Source organism: Streptomyces sp. NPDC048416 (genome assembly GCF_043200435.1).
Lineage (GTDB): Bacteria > Actinomycetota > Actinomycetes > Streptomycetales > Streptomycetaceae > Streptomyces.
In genome coordinates this window covers 22767-41333 of sequence record NZ_JBICXU010000023.1, presented here as the reverse complement: position 1 = coordinate 41333, position 18567 = coordinate 22767, and the positions used below count along the sequence as shown (strand labels likewise).

The window sequence follows — 18567 nt, the reverse complement described above, 5'->3', positions numbered from 1 at the left end:
CCGCTCGCCCGACGTCCGGACGTGGTGTCCGATTTCCGCCAGCACCCGGCGGTCGGGGGTCGCAGACTCGGTGTCGTACAGGAAGAAGGGAATGTGCGATGACTGTCTACGCGACCCTCGACAGCCCCTTGGGTGAGCTGCTGCTCGTGGGCGAGGAATCGGCGACCGCGCCGGGCGGGACCGCGCTGGTCTCGCTCTCCGTGCCCGGGCAGAAGGGCGGCGCTGTCGTGCGGGACGGGTGGCGGCACGCGCCCGGCGCGTTCGCCGCCGTCGCCGCCCAGCTGCGGGCGTACTTCGCGGGCGAGCTGACCCGGTTCGACATCGAGTACGCGGCCGGCGCGCCCGGCACCGCTTTCCAGCGCCAGGTCTGGGCCGAGCTGGACGCCATCGAGTACGGGACGACGACTTCGTACGGGGAGATCGCCCGCAGGATCGGCGCGTCCTCGGTGCTGGTGCGTGCGGTCGGCACCGCGATCGGGCGCAATCCGCTGCTCGTGGTGCGGCCCTGCCATCGCGTGATCGGCTCCGACGGCAGCCTGAAGGGGTACGCCGGCGGACTTGAGCGCAAGCAGGCGCTGCTCGGGCTGGAGGGTGCGCTGTCGTCGTGAGCGAGGGGCTGTTCCGGTTGCCACGGCCCGACCGCGCCGAGATCGCGCCCGGCGCGGTCCATGTGCCGGGCTGGCTTTCGCCCGACGGCCGGCGCGAGCTGGTGGCGGCCTGCCGGGAGTGGGCGCGCGGGCCCGTGCCCATCCGGCACACCCGGCTGCCGGGCGGCGGTGTCATGTCCGTGCAGACGGTGTGCGTGGGATGGCACTGGCAGCCCTACCGGTACACGCGTACCGCGGCGGACGTGAACGGGCGGCCCGTCGCCGCGTTCCCCGGCTGGCTCGGCGAGTTGGGGCGGTCCGCGGTGGCCGCGGCGTACGGCGATCCGGAGGCGGCGGCGCGCTACTCCCCCGACACCGCGCTCATCAACTTCTATGACGGGTCCGCCAGGATGGGCCTGCACCAGGACAAGGAGGAGCGGTCCGACGCGCCCGTCGTCTCGATCAGCATCGGCGACAGCTGCGTCTTCCGTTTCGGCAACACCGAGAACCGCGGGCGGCCCTACACGGACGTGGAGCTGGTCTCCGGCGATCTGTTCGTCTTCGGGGGGCCGTCCCGTTTCGCGTACCACGGGGTCCCCAAGGTGCTGCCCGGCAACGGTGATCCGGCGGCCGGCCTCACCGGCGGGCGGCTCAACATCACCCTGCGCGAGACGGGGCTCGACGGCTGATCCGCTCAAGGCGGCGTGGTCCGTGCCCCGGTGGTCAGCGGCTGCGCGAATTGCCGAACAGGATGCGGTAGATGATCAGCAGGACGAGCGAGCCGCCGATCGCCGCCGCCCAAGTCGCGCCGTCGTAGAAGTGGTTGGCGATGGGGCGGTCGAGCCAGCGGGCCGATATCCAGCCACCGACGAAGGCTCCCGCGACCCCGATGACGGCCGTCCCGACGAAGCCGCCGGGGTCGCGGCCGGGGAGCAGGATCTTGGCTATGGCTCCCGCGAGCAGGCCGAGAATGATCCAGCTGAGGATGTCCATGCCGGAGACCCGCCTTTCGTCCGTACGCGCCGCGGCGTACCTGCCGTGTTGCGTAACCGCGCAACTGTCGTGTTCGTACGGGAGGACGCGGGCGGGGGCACGCGCGGTTGCATGCGGGGTTGCATGCGGGGTCCGGGGGCGGTCCGTGACACAGGAGTGCGGAGCCTGAGCGGCGCCGCCCGGGCGCGGGGCGCCGCATGCCGGGCGGGCCCGCGCAGCACGTCGGTTCACCAGACCGGCGCCCGCCGTAGGCTCAGCGCGCGGCGAACGGCTGGTCCGTGCGGACGATCTCCTTGCCCAGGGGCAGCAGCGACACCGGGATCAGCTTGAAGTTGGCGATGCCCAGCGGGATGCCGATGATCGTGACGCACAGGACGATGCCGGTGACGACGTGGCCGAGCGCCAGCCACCAGCCCGCAAGGATCAGCCACAGGACATTGCCCACGCAGGAGGCGGCGCCCGCGTCGCGCCGGTCGACGACGGTGTAGCCGAACGGCCAGAGGGCGTACACACCGATACGGAAGGCCGCCAGGCCGAACGGGATCCCGATGATGGTGATGCAGAGCAGCAGGCCCGCGAGCAGGTAGCCGAGGAACATCCAGAAGCCGCACAGAATCAGCCAGATGACGTTCAGGATTGTCTTCACGGGCGGCGACCTGCCATCTGTTCGAGTCGGGCGATGCGTTCTGCCATGGGCGGGTGGGTCGAGAACAGTTTGGACACTCCCTGACCTGGACGGAAGGGGTTGGCGATCATCATGTGGCTCGCCGTCTCGATCCGGGGCTCGGGCGGCAGGGGCAGCTGCTTGGTGCCCGCGTCGAGCTTGCGCAGCGCACTGGCGAGGGCCAGCGGGTCCCCGGTGAGCTGGGCTCCGGACGCGTCGGCCTCGTACTCACGGGAACGGCTGATCGCGAGCTGGATCACGGACGCCGCGAGCGGGCCCAGGATCATGATCAGCAGCACGCCGAAGATGCCAGGACCGTCGTCGTCGTCGGAGCGGCCGATCGGGATCAGGAACGCGAAGTTGACCAGGAACATGATCACCGCGGCGAGGGCGCCGGCGACCGAGGAGATCAGGATGTCGCGGTTGTAGACATGGCTCAGCTCGTGGCCGATCACGCCCCTCAGCTCACGCTCGTCGAGGATCCCCAGGATCCCGTCCGTACAGCACACCGCCGCGTTGCGCGGGTTGCGGCCCGTCGCGAAGGCGTTCGGCGCCTGGGTGGGCGAGATGTACAGCCGGGGCATGGGCTGGCGGGCCTGTGTGGAGAGCTCGCGGACCATCCGGTAGAGCTCCGGGGCCTCGAACTCGCTGACCGGCCGCGCGCGCATGGCCCGCAGCGCCAGCTTGTCGCTGTTCCAGTACGCGTAGGCATTGGTGCCCAGCGCCACGAGGACCGCGACGATCAGCCCCGTACGCCCGAAGAAGCTGCCGATGACGATGATGAGCGCGGACAGTCCTCCGAGGAGGACAGCGGTCTTCAGCCCGTTGTGCCGGCGGTGCACGGTACGCCCTCCAAATGGTGCGGTGGGGAGCCTTCGCTGGTGGTCGTTCCACTGTCCAGTGGACTCTCCCGTACTGGTCAACGCCAGGCGGGAGGCGCAGGTTCCCTTGTGCGCACTGGAGGGCGCGTTACGCCGTCCGGGGCGCGTCAGCGCGGGGCGGGCAGCCCGGCCATCTCCAGCGCCCTCGGGTCGGGCTCCAGGTCGCTGGTGCAGTGCGAGCAGCGGGTCGCGATGCCGGGGACCTGGGAGTAGCAGCGGGGGCAGTCGCGCAGCGCGGCCTTGATGTCGACCGGCTTGTCCTTCCGGTCGAAGCGGGCCTGCACCTTCATCATGGGCACGACGACAATGAAGTAGAGCACCGCGGCGGTGACCACGAAGGCGATGGCCGCGCTGATGAACTTCCCGTACGGGAACGTCACGCCCTCGGCGGTGAAGGTCGCCGCGCTGTAGTCACCGGTCGAGCGGGTGGCCAGGCCGATCAGTGGGGTGATGAACGCGGTACTGAATCCCGTGACCACCGCGGTGAAGGCCGACCCGACGGCCAGACCGACCGCCATCGTCACTATGTTCCCGCGCAGGATGAAGTCCTTGAACCCGCTCAGCACCGCTCTGCTCCCTGATGTCTCTCGTCTGGTTCCGCGCCGTCGCACGTGACCGTGCGCTCCCGTCCCGGATGTGCGCGTACGACAGTGCCGTCCCAAGCACCTGTGCGGCAAACCGTGCCCTCGCCGCGGGCGGCCCAAAAGCTCAGAAGAGGGTCACCGTGGCGAAGTGCAGGGCGAGTTGGGGCAGACCGGACAGAACGACCCCGCCGAGCGCGGTGAGCCCGATGGCGACGGCGAGCGGGGCCGGGATGCGCGGGCGGGCGGGACGCGGGGCCCCGCCCGAGGTCGCGGCTTGGGCCGGGGGCCGCTCGTCCGCCGCTTCCACGGCCTCCGCCGGATCCGCGGTCGCCGCTGTCTCCGCGGTCGCCGCTGTCTCCGCCGTCGTTGCCACCTCCGCAGGCCGGAACAGGATCGCCGTCCAGCGCAGGTAGTAGTAGAGGGCGACGACGACGTTGACCGCCATCACGACCGCGAGCCAGCCCAGGCCCGCGTCGACGGCCGCCGAGAACACGGTGACCTTGGCGAACAGGCCGATGATGCCCGGCGGGAGCCCGGCGAGGCACAGCAGGAAGAAGGCGAGCGCGAGGGCGGCCAGGGGGTGCTCGGCGTACAGCCCCCGGTAGTCGCTGAGGCGGTTGAGGGGCTTGCTCCGGGCCACCAGCACGGCGACCGCGAACGCGCCCAGGTTCACCACGGCGTACATCAGGGCGTACGCGACGGTGGCGCCGACCTTGCTGTCGCTGGAGTAGGCGGCGGCCGCGATCGGCACCAGGAGGTAGCCGGCCTGGCCCACCGATGACCAGGCGAGCAGCCGGACCGCGCTGTGGGCGCGGGTGGCGGACTGGCGCAGGGCGGCCGCGTTGCCCAGGGTCATGGTCAGCGCGGCGAACACGGCGAGCGCCGGGCCCCACACGTCGGCGTACGCGGGGAAGGCGACGACCGTCACCAGGATGAGCCCGGAGAAGCCCACCGCCTTGCCGACGACGGAGAGGTACGCGGCGATGGGCAGGGGCGCGCCCACATAGGTGTCGGGCACCCAGAAGTGGAAGGGCGCCGCGGCCGTCTTGAAGGCGAAGCCGACCAGGGTGAGCACGACGCCGGTCTCGGCGACGGTCCCCAACTGGCCGGGGACGGTGGCCAGTTCGGTGGCGAGCTCGGTGAGGTGCAGGGTGCCCGTCGCCGCGTACACGAAGCTGACGCCGAGCAGCATCACGGCGGTCGCGGTGACCGACGACAGGAAGAACTTCAGGGCCGCCTCGGAGGAGAGCCGGTCGCCGCGCTTGAGCCCGACCAGGGCGAACGCGGGCAGTGAGGCGACTTCCAGGGCGACGACGAGGGTGGCCAGGTCGCGCGCGGCGGGCAGCAGGGCGGCGCCTGCCGCGGAGGACAGCAGCAGGAACCAGAACTCACCGGCGGGGAGGTCTTCTTCGGTGTCCTTCATCGAGAGCAGCGCCGTCAGGAGCGCGCCACCGAGCACCAGCACCTGGATGACGAAGGCGAACTGGTCGACGGTGTAGCTGCACGCGTCCGGATTGGCGGTCAGGCAGAAGGTCGAGCGGCTGCCGGTGCGCAGTGGCGTGAGCGAGGCGAGCGCGGCGACCAGGCCCCCGATGGTGATCCACCCGAGCAGCGGCTTGCGCGCCGGGGGCAGGAACAGGTCGGCGAGCAGCACGACAAGAGCGAGGGCCGCGGCGATCAGGGGCGGTGCGATCGCGACCCAGTCGACGGACTGGACCAGGCTCGCGGTGCCGGCCGCCGCGGTGGTGACGTCGGGGGTCACGACTTGCCTCCTGCGAGGAGCTTCTGGACGGCCGGGTCGGTGAGGCCGAGGAGGACCGCGGGCCAGAGCCCGCCGATGACGGTGAGCGCGACGAGCGGGCTCCAGGCGGCGAACTCGTAGCCCTGGATGTCGGCGAGCACGGGACCTTCGGCGGGCTTGCCGCCCATGCAGACCCGGCGCACGACGACCAGCAGGTACGCGGCGGTGAGCAGGGTGCCGAACGCGGCGATCGCCACGAAGGTGAGGAAGGCGGGGCGGCTGAGGCCCGGCGCCGGGTCGAACGCGCCGAACATCGAGAGCATCTCGCCCCAGAACCCGGCGAGTCCGGGCAGTCCGAGCGAGGCGACCGCCGCGAAGGCGAGGAGGCCGCCCAGGCGGGGGGCCCGGCCGTAGAGGGCGGCTCCGGTGGCGCCGGCCAGGGTGTCGAGGTCGGCGGTGCCGTACCGGTCCTTCAGGGCGCCGACCAGGAAGAACAGCAGGCCCGTGATGAGGCCGTGGGCGATGTTGGCGAACAGCGCGCCGTTGACGCCCGTCGGGGTCATCGAGGCGATGCCGAGCAGTACGAAGCCCATGTGGCCGACCGAGGAGTACGCGATGAGCCGTTTCAGGTCGCCCTTGTTGCCCTGCTTGGCGAGGGAGAGGCAGGCCAGCGATCCGTAGATGATCCCGGCGACCGCGAACGCGGCCAGGTAGGGCGCGAAGGTGTGCATGCCGTGCGGTGCGATCGGCAGCACGATGCGCACGAACCCGTACGTGCCCATCTTCAGGAGCACGCCCGCGAGCAGCACCGAGCCGACGGTCGGCGCGGCGGTGTGGGCGTCCGGGAGCCAGCTGTGCAGGGGGAACATCGGGGTCTTGACCGCGAGCCCGATCCCGATCGCCAGAACGGCGATGACCTGCACGGATGTGGTCAGGCCCCGGCCGTTGTCAGTGGCGAGTGCCACCATGTCGAAGGTGCCCGCCTTGACCCCGATCAGGAGCAGGCCGAGCAGCATGACGACCGAGCCGAGCAGGGTGTAGAGGATGAACTTCCAGGCGGCGGCGGCCCTTTCGGCGCCGCCCCAGCGGGCGATGAGGAAGTACATCGGGATGAGGACCATCTCGAACGCGAGGAAGAACAGCACGAGGTCGAGGACGGCGAAGGTGGCGAGGGTGCCGGCTTCCAGGACGAGCAGGAGCGCGACGAACGCCTTCGGGGACGGGCCCGAAGGCATGTTGAAGTAGCTGTACAGCGCGCAGAGGAAGGTCAGCAGCGCGGTCAGGACGACCAGGGGGAGCGAGATGCCGTCGATGCCGAGGTGGATGTGGACGTTGAGCGCGGGGATCCACTGGACGTCCGTCGTGGCCTGCATCTTGGCGGGGTGGCCGTGGTCGAAGCCGAGCGCGAGGACGATCGCGGCGAGCAGGATCACGCCGGTGACGGTGACGCCGTGGCGCAGCACGGCCTGGTCCGGGCTTTTGCCCTTCAGGCCGGGTGGGGCGGGCAGCAGCGCGGCGACCGCGCCGATGAGGGGGACGACGACGATGAACGCCAGAAGGAACTGCATCACGGACTCGCTGATATCGATCACGGCTCAGGACCCCGCGGTGACGTTGGCAAGGACGACCACGGCGGCCGCCAGGACGAGTGAGCCGGCAAGCAGCGCGCTGAGGTAGCTCTGCACATTGCCGTTCTGCGCGCGGCGCACGGCCCAGCCGAGCCAGCGCGGTCCGGCGCTCGCGGCGCGTACGTACGTCTCGACGACCTCCCGGTCCAGGAAGCGGACCAGGCCGGCCGCGGCGAGGACGGGGCGCACGAACAGGGCGTGGTAGACGGCGTCCAGGTGGAAGCCGGTGGCCGCGTGGCGGTGCAGCGGGCCGAGCAGGAGACGGCCCGGGTCGGCGGGGTCCGGCGCGGACGCGATGGAGCCGTAGACCTCGGTGTGGCTGGCGATGGCTTCCTCCTCGACCAGGCTGCCGTCGCCCTCGGGGTGGGCGGCGACGGCGCCCATCGGGGTGCGGGCGGCAAGCGCCGAGGTGTGGCGCCAGGCCGCGTAGGTGACCAGGCCGCCGACGAGGGCGACACCCGTGGACAGGACGGCGGTGGTGACGGCCGGGGTGAGGGCCCGCCCGTCGAACCAGTCGCCGAGGTAGCCGGTGGTGAGACCGAAGCCGATGGAGGGGATGGCGAGCACCCAGAGCACCGCGTTCATGACGACGGGCTGTTTGCCGTGGTCGGGGGCCTCGGCGCCCCGACCACGGAAGGCCAGCAGCCACAGGCGCGTCGCGTACGCGGCGGTGAGGAGGGCGGTGAGCAGACCGGCGACCAGCACGGTCCAGCCGGCGCCGGACGGGGCGACCTGGCTCTCGCCGAGCGCGGTGTGCTCGGCGGCGGACAGGACGGCCTCCTTGGAGAAGAAGCCGGCGAAGGGCGGGATCGCGGCGAGCGCGAGCAGGGCCACGGTCATCGTCCAGAACGCGTCGGGGATGCGCTTGGCAAGGCCGCCCATGCGGGACATGGCGGTCAGGGAGTTGGTGCCGGTCGCGTGGATGACCACGCCCGCGGCGAGGAAGAGCAGCGCCTTGAAGGCGCCGTGCGACAGGAGGTGGAAGACGGCGGCCCCGCGGTCGCCGACGGCCAGGGCGCCCGAGAGGTAACCGAGCTGGCCGATGGTCGAGTACGCGAGGACGCGCTTGATGTCGTCCTGGGCGAGCGCGGCCAGCGCCGAGCCCACCATGGTGATCGCGGCCATCACGGCGAGCACGGTCATCGCGGCGGCCGACGCGGCGAAGACGGGCAGCAGCCGGGCCACGAAGTAGATGCCGGCGGCGACCATCGTCGCGGCGTGGATCAGCGCGGAGACCGGGGTCGGGCCGGCCATCGCGTCGGGCAGCCAGGTGTGCAGCGGGAACTGGGCGGACTTGCCGGCCACCCCGGCGAGCAGCAGCAGCGCGATGAGCGTGGGGTGAGCGATGCCGCCGGTCAGGGCGGCCTGGACGACGCCGGTGATCCGGAACGTACCGGCGTCGGTGGCGAGCGCGAACAGGCCGATCAGGAAGGGGACGTCGCCGAGCTTGGTGACCAGGAAGGCCTTCAGGGACGCGGCCCGCGCCTCGGGGGTCTCCCAGTAGTGGCCGACCAGGAAGTACGAGCAGATGCCCATGATCTCCCAGCCGACGAGCAGCACCATCAGGTCGCCGGAGTAGACGACGAGCAGCATCGCGGAGGTGAACAGGGAGACGAGCGCGGCGTAGGAGGTGTAGCGCGGGTCGTCGCGCAGATAGCCCGTCGAGTAGAGCTGGACGCAGGTCGCGACCAGGCCGACCAGGACGGCGACGAGGACCGCGAACCCGTCCAGGTGGAGGGCGAGGTCGATCGGTACGGAGCCGGTCGGGGTGAGCCGGGTGGCCGCATCGATCGCCTTGTCGCCGCCCTGGTCGACGGCGACGACGACGGCGAGCACGAACGCGGCGAACGTGGGCAGCACCGCGAGCGGCCGGACGAAGCCGGGGGCTCGGCGGCCGAGCAGCAGGCCGGCCGCGGCGCCCAGGAAGGGAAGGAGCGGAACGAGGACGGCGAGGGTCGTGGTGGTCACGCGGCGGCCTCAGCCTTCTGTGCCGGGGCGGCGGGGTCTTCGGGGTCGGCCGGGTCGGGGCCCGCGCCCTCGGCGGTGTCGCGGAGCCGGTCGATGTCGGAGGTGCCGCGGTCCCGGTACACGGCGAGCACGATCGCCAGGCCGATACCGATCTCGGCGGCGGCGATGGCGATGGTGAACAGGGTGAGCGCCTGGCCGGCGTGGAGGCTGTCGCGCAGCCACACGTCGAAGGCGACGAGGTTGAGGTTGACGGCGTTGAGCATCAGCTCGACGGACATCAGGACCAGGATCGCGTTGCGCCGCGCGAGCACACCGTAGAGGCCGGTGCAGAAGAGGAGGACGGCGAGCACGGCGGGATAGGCGAGGTGCATCAGCGCGACTCCGTCTCACGGGCGGGGGCGGGGGCGGAGGCGGCGGAGCCGGGGGTTGGGTCGGTGGCGGGGGTCTGGCCGGGGCGGGGGGCGCCGCCGGTGTGGGGGGCGCCGCCGGTGCGGGGGGCGTCGCCGGTGGCCGGGGCGTCGCCGGGTTCGCCGCTCTTGCGGGACAGCACGATCGCGCCGACCAGCGCGGCGAGCAGCAGCACGGACAGCGCCTCGAAGGGCAGCACCCAGTGCCGGAAAAGGATCTCTCCGGACACCTTGGTGGAGCCCTGGGCGGGTCCGCCGAGGTCGATCCAGCTCGTACGGAACGCGTCCACGACGACCCAGACCAGGGTCCCGGCCGCGGCGACGGCCACGGCGAGCGCCGCCCAGCGGTTGCCGGAGTCGGCATCCGGGGAGCGGCCGATGGGCGCCCTGGTGAGCATCAGCCCGAACAGGAGGAGCACCACGATCGAACCGACGTAGATGAGGACCTGCACCCAGGCGATGAACTCGGCGGTGAGCAGGAGGTATTCGACGGCAAGGCCGCCGAGCGCCACGACGAGCCACAGCGCGGCGTGCACCAGCTGCCGGGTCGTGACGGTCATGACGGCCGCGCCGAGGGTGGCGATCCCGACGAGGAGGAAGGCGATCTCCACGCCGGTCGGCGACAGGAAGCCCTGGGGCGCGGTGAGGGCCGCCTGGGCGAGGATCGCGCTCATGCCTGCCCTCCTTCGGAGCCGAGGGGGGAATCCGGGGTGGGCTCCGTGGGAGCGGGGGCCGCATCGGGCGCGGCTGCCGCCTCGGGCGCGGCTGCCGCATCGGCATCAACTGCCTGGGCGGCTTCCGCTGCCTGGGCGGCTTCTGCTGCCTGGGCGGCTTCCGCTGCCTGGGCGGCTTCCGCTGCCTGGGCGGCGGCACGCTTGTCGGCGGTCTTGCGGGCGGCGGCGACCTCCTTGGGCTCCTCGGCTCCGGGGTCGAGCGCGGGCGGGGCCGGGACGGTCCACATCCAGTCGCGCAGCTTGTCGCGCTCGTGGGTGAGTTCGTGGATGTCGGTCTCCGCGTACTCGAACTCCGGGGACCAGAAAAGCGCGTCGAAGGGGCACACCTCGATGCAGATGCCGCAGTACATGCAGAGCGAGAAGTCGATGGCGAAGCGGTCGAGGACATTGCGGCTGCGTTCACGGCCGCCCTCGACGGCCGCCGGGACCGTCTCCTTGTGGGAGTCGATGTAGATGCACCAGTCGGGGCACTCGCGGGCGCACAGCATGCACACCGTGCAGTTCTCCTCGAACAGGCCGATCACGCCCCGGCTGCGGGGCGGGAGTTCGGGCTGGACGTCGGGGTACTGCGCGGTGACGGTCTTCTTCGTCATCGTGCGGAGCGTCACGGCGAGGCCCTTGGCGAGGCCGGAACCGGGGAGAGCCATTAGCTGATCGCCACCTTCACGATGCCGGTGAGCGCGATCTGCGCGAGCGCGAGCGGGATGAGCGTGGTCCAGGCGAGCTTCTGCAACTGGTCCTCACGGAGCCGGGGGTAGCTGACCCGGAGCCAGATCACCACGAAGGCGAGCACGGCCGTCTTGAGCAGGGTCCACACCCAGCCGAGCCCGTCGGCGCCCCACGGGCCGTGCCAGCCGCCGAGGAACAGGACGGTGGTCAGGCCGCACAGGACGACGATGCCGGCGTACTCGGCGAGCAGGAACAGCGCGAAGCGCAGACCCGTGTACTCGGTGTACGCGCCGAAGATGATCTCGGAGTCGGCGACGGGCATGTCGAAGGGGGGACGCTGGAGTTCGGCGAGACCGGCGACGAAGAAGACGAGCGCGCCGACGATCTGCCAGGGCAGCCACCACCAGTGGAAGGCGTTGAGGATGCCGGGCAGCGAGACCGTGCCGGCCGCCATCGCCACGGAGGCGGCGGCGAGCAGCATGGGCAGCTCGTACGCCAGGAGCTGGGCGGCGGTGCGCAATCCGCCGAGCAGGGAGAACTTGTTGGCCGACGCCCAGCCCGCCATGAGCGAGCCGAGCACGCCCACGCCCATCACGGCGAGCACGAAGAAGATGCCCGCGTCGACGGCCTGGCCGACCGCGCCCTCGCTCGGTCCGATCGGGATCGTCACGAGGACGAGGAGGTAGGGCAGCAGGGCGACGGCGGGCGCGAGCTGGAAGATCCGCCGGTCGGCCGCGGCCGGGACGATGTCCTCCTTCTGCGCGAACTTCACGCCGTCCGCGACGAGTTGGGCCCAGCCGTGGAAGCCGCCGGCGTACATGGGGCCGAGCCGGCCCTGCATGTGCGCCATCGCCTTGTGCTCGGTCTGCCCCACCACCAGCGGCAGGACGAGGAACACGACGAAGACGACGACCAGCCGGATGGCGACGTCGAGTGCGTCATTCACGCGGGTCGCCTCCGGCGGGGTCGGTTGGTTCGGCTGGGTCGGACGATTCGGGTACGCCGATTCCGGCGGCCGGGGCGGGTTCCCCCTCCGGGGTGGGTTCCGGAGCCGGGGTGGGCTCCCCTTCCGGGGTGGGCTCCCCTTCCGGGGAGGGTTCCGCAGCCGGGGCGGGCTCCCCTTCCGGGGTGGGCTCCCCTTCCCGGGTGAGGCCCGCAGCCGGGGCGGGCTCCCCGTCCTGGGTGAGGCCCGCAGCCGGGGCGGGCTCCCCCTTCCGGGCGGGCTTCGCAGCCGGGGCGGCTTCCGCAGCCGGGGTGGGCTCCCCCTCCGAGGTGGGGCCCGCAGCCGGGGCGGGCTCCCCCTCCAAGGTGGGGCCCGCAGCCGGGGCGGGCTCCCCCTCCAAGGTGGGCTCCGGAGCCGGGGCGGGCTCCCCCTCCAAGGTGGGCTCCGGAGCCGGGGTGGGTTCCGCAGCCGGGGCGGGCTCCCCTTCCCGGGTGGGCTCCGGAGCCGGGGTGGGCTCCGCAGCCGGGGCGGGCTCCCCTTCCCGGGTGGGCTCCGGAGCCGGGGTGGGCTCCGCCTCCCGGGCGGGTCCCGCAGCCGAGGCGGGCTCCTCCTCCCCGGCGGGCTTCGCAGCCGGGGTGGGCTTCCCCTCCCGGGTGGGCTTCGCAGCCGGAGCGGGTGCCGGGGCGTCTTCGGTGAAAGCCGGTTTCGGGTTGTGCCAGGGTGCGTCCGAAGTCGTCGGGGCGACCGGAGCCGCCGGGCCGGCCGGGGTCGCCGTACTCGCCGGGCCGGTCGGGGTCGCCTCGCTCGCCGGGGTCGCCGGGGTCGCCGGAGTCCCCGGGGCGGACGGTGTGGGCGGAGTCGGCGTTTGGGATGCCGAGCCCTCCGACACGCTGCGGGCGCGCCGCACCGGGCGTTCTCCCGCCGCGCGGACAGGGCGCTCTCCCGCCGCGCGGGCAGGGCGGTCGCCCGCCGCGCGGGGGGTGCGGGTCGGGCGGGTTGGGGCCGGGGGGAGTTGGCCCTTCAGGGGGCCCCACTCGTTGGGGTCGGGGACGCCGGGCGGGAGCATCTGGCGGCGCTTGGGGCCGCCATGCGCCGCACCCGCCGCAGGCTCGCCCGGCTCCTTCGCGCCCGGCCACGCCTTCGCGACGCGGGCCGCGAGCACGAAGTCCTTGCGCAGCGGGTGGCCCTCGAAGGTGTCGGGGAGAAGCAGCGGGGCCAGGTGCGGGTGGCCGGTGAAGTCCACGCCGAACATTTCGTGCGTCTCGCGCTCGTGCCAGGCCGCGCCCGCGTACACGTCGACCGCGGAGGGCAGCACGGGAGCCGCGTGCGGGACGGTCGTGCGCAGCAGCAGGCGGCGGACCGTGCCGTCGCCCAGTGCCACGACGTGGGCGCAGATCTGGAAGCCCGTGCCGGGTTCGTCGACCGCGCTCAGCCAGTCGAAGTAGGTGCAGCCCAGCTCGTCACGGGCGGTCCGCAGCGCCGCGATCCAGGCGTCGGCCGGCACGTCGACGGTGAGCAGGTCGTACGCCCGGGCAGCCGTGGCCTGCTCGCCGAAGACGTCGGTGACGCCGTCGGGCAGGGTGTCGTACGCGTTCACGCCCGGTCCTCCCCCGAGGTCGGCGGCGCGGCGACGAGCCCGCTGGTCAGCTGGGCCGGGGTGGCCGTGTGCGCGTACCGCTCGCCGAGCGATTCGCGGGCGATCTTCTCCTGGAGCTTGAGGATGCCCTGGAGCAGCGCCTCGGGCCGGGGCGGGCAGCCTGGCACGTACACGTCGACCGGGATGATCTGGTCCACGCCCTTGGTCACCGAGTACGAGTCCCAGTACGGGCCGCCGCAGTTGGAGCAGGCGCCGAAGGAGATGACGTACTTCGGCTCGGGCATCTGCTCGTACAACCGCTTGACCGCGGGCGCCATCTTGTCCGTCACCGTGCCGGAGACGATCATGAGGTCGGCCTGGCGCGGGCCCGGCGCGAAGGGGATCACGCCGAGCCGGATGAAGTCGTGGCGGGCCATCGACGCGGCGATGAACTCGATGGCGCAGCAGGCGAGGCCGAAGTTGAAGACCCAGAGGCTGTAGCGGCGGCCCCAGTTGAGGACCACCTTCATCGGCTCGGGGGCCAGCCGCGAGAGGACACCGAGCCGCTGGGGCTCGGACAGCGGCTGGGGGTCGGGCACCCGCTGGGGGTTGGTCACGTCCATTCCAGGACGCCCTTCTTCCATGCGTAGAGCAGTCCCAGGGCCAGGAAGCCGAGGAAGATGAACATCTCGACGAGGGTGGTCGCGCCGAAGCCCGCGGCGGCGAAGACGGTCGCCCAGGGGAAGAGGAAGATCGAGTCGACGGCGAAGATCACGTACAGGAAGGCGTAGACGTAGTAGCGGACCTGGGTGTGGGCCCAGCCCTCGCCGACGGGGTCGACGCCGCACTCGTACGTCAGCAGTTTCTCCGGCGTCGGCACGGCGGGCCGCAGCAACCGCCCGGCTCCGAAGGCCGCGGCGACGAACAGCACGCCGATCACGGCCAGGAGGCCGACGACCGCATAGCTGTGGAAGTAGTCGGCAGCCAACACCTGCGTCTGGCGCACGGTCGGTTCCGGCACGTCGCGCCCCTCGTTCCCTGGCCTCGATGGTCTCGATGATCTCGTCGCGCCCTGTTCGACGCTGTGTACGGACGGGAGTCTAGGCCCTGCTAAGGGGGCCCTTGGCAGGCGCGTCTCACGGTGTGGGCCGCCGGGGTGGGGTTTTCCCCCGTACAAGAGGGTGCGGCACCCCATGGCGTCGCCGATCGCGGCCCGGCAGTCTTGGGACCATGACCAGGACCCTCCGCGACCAGCAGTGGTACGCAGCACGACCCGCAGGTGACGCCGGCGGCGACGAGACGGCCGCACCGCCCGCGGTGCGGTTCGCCTACGACCGGCACACCTGGAAGGAGATCGCCCACCTCCTGACCAACCTGCCGCTGGGGATCCTCGGTTTCGTCTACGTCGTCGCCATGGTGATGCTCGGGCTCGGCCTGTCCATCACCGTGATCGGTCTTCCGCTGCTCGCGGTGGGCCTGCTCGGCGCGCGGCAGCTGGGCAAGGTGGAGCGGGCCAGGGCGCGGGCGCTGCTGGGGGTGCGGGTCGAGGAGCCCACCCCCATCCCGGCGGGCCCGGGCAGGCACGGCGGCTTCTTCCCCTGGCTGTGGACGAGCCTGCGGGACCCGGTCGCGTGGCGCGGGGTGCTGTACGAGTTCGTGCGGCTGCCCTGGGGCATCCTGACCTTCGCGGTGACGATGGTCTCGCTGTTCGTGGCGTGGCCGGTGCTCGGGTTCGTCGCCCGCGGGCTCACCAACGGCGACCGGATGATGGTGCGCGCGCTGCTCTCGCCGTCGGACGAGCTGGAGCGGCGGATCGCCGAGCTGGAGTCCGACCGGGGCGTGGTCGTGGACACCGCCGCCGCCGACCTGCGCCGTATCGAACGCGATCTGCACGACGGGGCGCAGGCCCGCCTGGTGGCGCTCGCCATGGGTCTTGGCCTGGCGAAGGAGAAGCTGCTCGACGACCCGGACACGGCGGCCGCGATGGTCGACGAGGCGCACGGCGAGGTGAAGCTGGCCCTCCAGGAGCTGCGCGACCTGGCGCGCGGCATCCACCCCGCGGTGCTCACCGACCGCGGTCTGGACGCGGCGCTCTCCTCCGTCGCCTCCCGCTGCACGGTGCCGGTCAAGGTCGCGGTCGACCTGCCCGCGCGCCCGGCCCCGGCCATCGAGGGCATCGCGTACTTCACGGTCTCCGAGCTGTTGCAGAACGTCAGCAAGCACAGCCGGGCGCGGGCCGCGTCGGTCGAGGTGTGGCGCAGTGCCGAGCGGCTGCTCATCCAGGTCGAGGACGACGGGGTGGGCGGTGCGCGGATCGACGGCGGCACCGGCATGGCGGGTCTCGCCGAGCGGCTCGGCGCGGTGGACGGGCTGCTCGTCCTCGAATCGCCCGTCGGCGGGCCGACCGTCGTCACGGCCGAACTGCCGTGGCGCGACCGGGGCCCGAAGGACTGACCGGGCGTTGTCGGGGGCTATGGGCTGACCCGGTGTTGTCGGGGGGCGAAGGGCTGACCCGGCGTTGTCGGGGGCGAAGGGCTGACCCGGCGTTGGCGGGGGGGCGATCGGGGCCGTGGGCCTGGCCTGGTCCCGTCCCGCCGGGGGCCGGGGGCCGGGGTAGGGAAAACCCCCGGCCGAAGAGGGTGACCGGCTGCATGGTCGCGGGCGGCGCCGCACGGCAGGCTGGTGTGCAAGAGGGGGCGACGGTCAAGACGGCGGTCGCATCACACGGAATGGACGGACAGGGCCGATGACCATGGAGACCGAGTACGGGTACGGCGGGTCACGCTCCCGCGAGCCGCGGCGGCACCTCGTTCCGCCGGTGCTGCGGGCGCCGTTCGAGGGGCGCACCTTCCGGGAGTTCGGCCATCTGCTGCTCAGCCTGCCCATCAGCATCGTGCTGTTCTGCTGGGCGGTCGTCATGGTGTCGATGAGCGCCGGTCTGCTCGTCACCTTCCTCGGCATCCCGCTGATGGCGGTCAGCCTGATGGGCTGCCGGGGCTTCGGAGTGATGGAGCGGGCCCGGGCACGGGCGTTGCTCGGCGTGGAGATCGCCGAGCCGCAGTCGGTGCGCTCGCGCGGCGGCGTCATGTCGTGGGTCGGCGGGGTGCTCAAGAGCGGGGTCTCCTGGCGCCACCTGCTGTACTCGGTCCTGCACTTCCCCTGGGCGATCTTCGCCTTCGTCACGTCGCTGACGACATGGACGGTGGGCTGGACGCTGTTCTCGTACCCGCTGTGGCAGTGGGTGTTCCCGACCTACACCAACCACGACGGCATCCAGATCTACGGCGGCGAGAAGCGCGACGTCTACCTGGACACGCCCTCCACGGTCGCCCTGACGTGCCTGGTCGGGCTGTTGATCACGCTGGTCGTGCCGTGGCTGATCCGCGCGCTGGCCACGGTGGACAAGGTGATGGTCGTCGGCCTGCTCGGCCCGTCCCGCCTGGAGGAGCGGGTGACGGAGCTGGAGTCGGACCGCGGGATCGTGGTGGACACCACGGCGGCCGATCTGCGGCGTATCGAGCGCGATCTGCACGACGGTGCGCAGGCCCGCCTGGTGGCCCTCGCCATGGACCTGGGTCTGGCAAAGGAGAAGCTGGCCGAAGACCCCGAGGCGGCCGCCGTGATGGTGGGTGAGGCGCACGGCGAGGTCAAGGTGGCGTTGCAGGAGCTGCGCGACCTGGCCCGGGGCATCCACCCGGCGGTGCTCACCGACCGCGGCCTGGACGCGGCCCTTTCCTCCGTCGCCTCCCGCTGCACGGTCCCGGTGCGGGTCGAGGTGGACCTGCCGGGCCGGCCTGTCCCGGCCATCGAGGGCATCGCGTACTACACGGTGTCCGAACTGCTCCAGAACGTCAGCAAGCACAGCGGCGCGGGCCGGGCCACCGTCGACGTGTGGCGGGCCGGGAACCGGCTGATGCTCCAGGTCGGTGACAACGGACGCGGCGGCGCGGACGCTGCGGCCGGGTCGGGCCTCGCGGGGCTCGCGGAGCGGCTGGACGCGGTGGACGGGATCCTGGTCGTCGACTCGCCGCCCGGCGGCCCGACCACCATCACGGCCGAACTGCCCTGGCGCGCCTAGGGATTGCCCTCGCCGCAGTCCCGTCCGCAGTCCCGTCCGCAGTGCCGTCCGCAGTGCCGTCCACAGTCCCGCCCGCAGTCCCGTTCGGCTGCCCGTCGGCCGGACGGGACTGCGACGACACGGCCCGGCGCCCGCGGCGCCCCGATCCGGCGCCGCCTGCCACCTCCGGCGCCCCGATCCGGCGTCGCCCGCCGCCCCCCGGGCGGCCCGGCACCGCGGTCCGGCCCCCGCCCCGCACACACGGGGCCGGGGGTTTTTGCCTGGCGGGGGCGGATTCTTGCCCGAATGCTGGGATGCTGGACGGGCACACGCCACAGCTCGCACAGAGCCGTGGGGCGGGCGCCCTGGACGGGTGCCCGCCTGGGGAGCCAATGGAGCGCGGGGGGCAGCGGAGTCGTGGAGGACAGGGTGCGGGTGGTCATCGCCGAGGATTCGGTGTTGCTTCGGGAGGGCCTGACCCGGCTGCTGACCGACCGGGGGCATGACGTCGTCGCGGGAGTGGGCGACGGGGATGCGCTGGTCAAGACGGTGGGCGAGCTGGCGGAACAGGGCGCGCCGCCCGATGTCGTGGTGGCGGACGTACGGATGCCGCCCACCCACACCGACGAGGGTGTGCGCGCGGCGGTGCTGTTGCGCGCGCGGTATCCCGGCATCGGGGTGCTGGTGCTCAGCCAGTACGTGGAGGAGCAGTACGCCACCGAACTGCTCGCCGGGTCGAGCCGGGGCGTGGGCTACCTCCTGAAGGACCGGGTCGCCGACGTGCGGGAGTTCGTCGAGGCCGTGGTGCGGGTCGCCCAGGGGGGCACCGCCCTCGACCCGGAGGTCGTGGCCCAGCTCCTGGGGCGCAGCCGCAAGCAGGACGTGCTCGCCCATCTGACGCCCCGTGAGCGTGAGGTGCTGGGTCTGATGGCCGAGGGGCGGACGAACTCCGCGATCGCCAAGCAACTCGTCGTCAGCGACGGCGCGGTCGAGAAGCACGTCAGCAACATCTTCCTGAAGCTGGGGCTCTCGCCGAGCGTCGGCGACCACCGGCGCGTCCTCGCGGTGCTGACCTACATCAACTCATGACCGGCGGCCGCCCTGCCGGGGATCGAGCGGGGCCCTGCCGTCAGGG

At 72.3% G+C, this 18567-nt stretch carries 19 protein-coding genes; 5 read left to right on the top strand and 14 right to left on the bottom strand.

Annotated elements, in window-relative coordinates:
* Positions 1-98: 98 nt before the first annotated feature.
* Together ACGFW5_RS25200 and ACGFW5_RS25195 are read left to right on the top strand one after the other, a co-directional pair.
* Positions 99-608, top strand: coding sequence for a methylated-DNA--[protein]-cysteine S-methyltransferase (locus ACGFW5_RS25200; RefSeq protein ID WP_393836569.1), 510 nt, complete (start codon positions 99-101; stop codon positions 606-608).
* Positions 605-1276, top strand: a complete 672-nt coding sequence (locus ACGFW5_RS25195) for an alpha-ketoglutarate-dependent dioxygenase AlkB family protein (protein ID WP_393836568.1) — start codon at positions 605-607, stop codon at positions 1274-1276. The genes ACGFW5_RS25200 and ACGFW5_RS25195 overlap by 4 nt, the downstream gene beginning before the upstream one ends.
* Positions 1277-1310: 34 nt before the next feature.
* Here ACGFW5_RS25195 and ACGFW5_RS25190 read toward each other — a convergent pair whose 3' ends face one another.
* The 14 genes from ACGFW5_RS25190 to ACGFW5_RS25125 form a co-directional block, all read right to left on the bottom strand.
* Positions 1311-1580 (bottom strand): GlsB/YeaQ/YmgE family stress response membrane protein, encoded by a 270-nt coding sequence (locus tag ACGFW5_RS25190; RefSeq protein WP_393836567.1) that lies wholly within the window; start codon positions 1578-1580, stop codon positions 1311-1313.
* A 253-nt stretch (positions 1581-1833) separates the two neighbouring features.
* Positions 1834-2226 carry a YccF domain-containing protein gene (locus tag ACGFW5_RS25185; protein ID WP_393836566.1) on the bottom strand — a complete coding sequence of 131 codons (393 nt, stop codon included), beginning with the start codon at positions 2224-2226 and terminating at the stop codon, positions 1834-1836.
* Entirely contained in the window at positions 2223-3086 is an 864-nt protein-coding gene (gene htpX / locus ACGFW5_RS25180; RefSeq protein ID WP_393836565.1) for a zinc metalloprotease HtpX, read from the bottom strand. Before htpX ends, ACGFW5_RS25185 begins: the two co-directional genes overlap by 4 nt.
* 146 nt (positions 3087-3232) lie before the next feature.
* Positions 3233-3691, bottom strand: coding sequence for an MscL family protein (locus tag ACGFW5_RS25175; RefSeq protein ID WP_393836564.1), 459 nt, complete (start codon positions 3689-3691; stop codon positions 3233-3235).
* 142 nt (positions 3692-3833) lie between these two features.
* Positions 3834-5471 carry an NADH-quinone oxidoreductase subunit N gene (locus tag ACGFW5_RS25170; RefSeq protein WP_393836563.1) on the bottom strand — a complete coding sequence of 546 codons (1638 nt, stop codon included), beginning with the start codon at positions 5469-5471 and terminating at the stop codon, positions 3834-3836.
* Entirely contained in the window at positions 5468-7042 is a 1575-nt protein-coding gene (locus ACGFW5_RS25165; RefSeq protein WP_393836562.1) for a NuoM family protein, read from the bottom strand. Before ACGFW5_RS25165 ends, ACGFW5_RS25170 begins: the two co-directional genes overlap by 4 nt.
* A 3-nt stretch (positions 7043-7045) precedes the next feature.
* A complete protein-coding gene (locus ACGFW5_RS25160) occupies positions 7046-9046 on the bottom strand; it encodes an NADH-quinone oxidoreductase subunit L (protein WP_393836561.1) in 2001 nt (666 codons plus the stop codon).
* Positions 9043-9417, bottom strand: a complete 375-nt coding sequence (gene nuoK / locus ACGFW5_RS25155) for an NADH-quinone oxidoreductase subunit NuoK (protein ID WP_393836560.1) — start codon at positions 9415-9417, stop codon at positions 9043-9045. The genes ACGFW5_RS25160 and nuoK overlap by 4 nt, the downstream gene beginning before the upstream one ends.
* Complete coding sequence (locus ACGFW5_RS25150) at positions 9417-10127, bottom strand: NADH-quinone oxidoreductase subunit J (protein ID WP_393836559.1); 711 nt, start codon at positions 10125-10127, stop codon at positions 9417-9419. The genes nuoK and ACGFW5_RS25150 overlap by 1 nt, the downstream gene beginning before the upstream one ends.
* Positions 10124-10834 (bottom strand): NuoI/complex I 23 kDa subunit family protein, encoded by a 711-nt coding sequence (locus ACGFW5_RS25145; RefSeq protein ID WP_393836558.1) that lies wholly within the window; start codon positions 10832-10834, stop codon positions 10124-10126. The genes ACGFW5_RS25150 and ACGFW5_RS25145 overlap by 4 nt, the downstream gene beginning before the upstream one ends.
* On the bottom strand, positions 10834-11802 hold the full coding sequence (locus tag ACGFW5_RS25140) for an NADH-quinone oxidoreductase subunit H (protein ID WP_393836557.1): 969 nt from the start codon (positions 11800-11802) through the stop codon (positions 10834-10836). The genes ACGFW5_RS25145 and ACGFW5_RS25140 overlap by 1 nt, the downstream gene beginning before the upstream one ends.
* Complete coding sequence (locus ACGFW5_RS25135) at positions 11795-13396, bottom strand: NADH-quinone oxidoreductase subunit C (RefSeq protein ID WP_393836556.1); 1602 nt, start codon at positions 13394-13396, stop codon at positions 11795-11797. Before ACGFW5_RS25135 ends, ACGFW5_RS25140 begins: the two co-directional genes overlap by 8 nt.
* Positions 13393-13998 (bottom strand): NADH-quinone oxidoreductase subunit B, encoded by a 606-nt coding sequence (locus ACGFW5_RS25130; protein WP_393836555.1) that lies wholly within the window; start codon positions 13996-13998, stop codon positions 13393-13395. Before ACGFW5_RS25130 ends, ACGFW5_RS25135 begins: the two co-directional genes overlap by 4 nt.
* Positions 13989-14396 (bottom strand): NADH-quinone oxidoreductase subunit A, encoded by a 408-nt coding sequence (locus ACGFW5_RS25125; protein ID WP_393836554.1) that lies wholly within the window; start codon positions 14394-14396, stop codon positions 13989-13991. The genes ACGFW5_RS25130 and ACGFW5_RS25125 overlap by 10 nt, the downstream gene beginning before the upstream one ends.
* Positions 14397-14605: 209 nt before the next feature.
* On the opposite strand from ACGFW5_RS25125, the gene ACGFW5_RS25120 reads away from it, so the two are divergent.
* The 3 genes from ACGFW5_RS25120 to ACGFW5_RS25110 all read left to right on the top strand — a co-directional run bounded on the left by ACGFW5_RS25120 (position 14606) and on the right by ACGFW5_RS25110 (position 18521).
* Positions 14606-15829, top strand: a complete 1224-nt coding sequence (locus tag ACGFW5_RS25120) for a sensor histidine kinase (protein ID WP_393836553.1) — start codon at positions 14606-14608, stop codon at positions 15827-15829.
* A gap of 298 nt (positions 15830-16127) precedes the next feature.
* Positions 16128-17453 carry a sensor histidine kinase gene (locus ACGFW5_RS25115; RefSeq protein WP_393836626.1) on the top strand — a complete coding sequence of 442 codons (1326 nt, stop codon included), beginning with the start codon at positions 16128-16130 and terminating at the stop codon, positions 17451-17453.
* Positions 17454-17861: 408 nt separating this feature from the next.
* Positions 17862-18521, top strand: coding sequence for a LuxR C-terminal-related transcriptional regulator (locus ACGFW5_RS25110; RefSeq protein ID WP_393836625.1), 660 nt, complete (start codon positions 17862-17864; stop codon positions 18519-18521).
* Positions 18522-18567 lie beyond the last annotated feature (46 nt).

What these genes read in the sequence shown, in the direction of transcription:
- ACGFW5_RS25200 (WP_393836569.1), top strand. Translation starts at nt 99, where the DNA reads ATGACTGTCTACGCGACCCTCGACAGCCCCTTGGGTGAGCTGCTGCTC.
- ACGFW5_RS25190 (WP_393836567.1), bottom strand. Translation starts at nt 1,580, where the DNA reads ATGGACATCCTCAGCTGGATCATTCTCGGCCTGCTCGCGGGAGCCATA.
- nuoK (WP_393836560.1), bottom strand. Translation starts at nt 9,417, where the DNA reads ATGCACCTCGCCTATCCCGCCGTGCTCGCCGTCCTCCTCTTCTGCACC.
- ACGFW5_RS25150 (WP_393836559.1), bottom strand. Translation starts at nt 10,127, where the DNA reads ATGAGCGCGATCCTCGCCCAGGCGGCCCTCACCGCGCCCCAGGGCTTC.
- ACGFW5_RS25145 (WP_393836558.1), bottom strand. Translation starts at nt 10,834, where the DNA reads ATGGCTCTCCCCGGTTCCGGCCTCGCCAAGGGCCTCGCCGTGACGCTC.
- ACGFW5_RS25130 (WP_393836555.1), bottom strand. Translation starts at nt 13,998, where the DNA reads ATGGACGTGACCAACCCCCAGCGGGTGCCCGACCCCCAGCCGCTGTCC.
- ACGFW5_RS25120 (WP_393836553.1), top strand. Translation starts at nt 14,606, where the DNA reads ATGACCAGGACCCTCCGCGACCAGCAGTGGTACGCAGCACGACCCGCA.
- ACGFW5_RS25115 (WP_393836626.1), top strand. Translation starts at nt 16,128, where the DNA reads ATGGAGACCGAGTACGGGTACGGCGGGTCACGCTCCCGCGAGCCGCGG.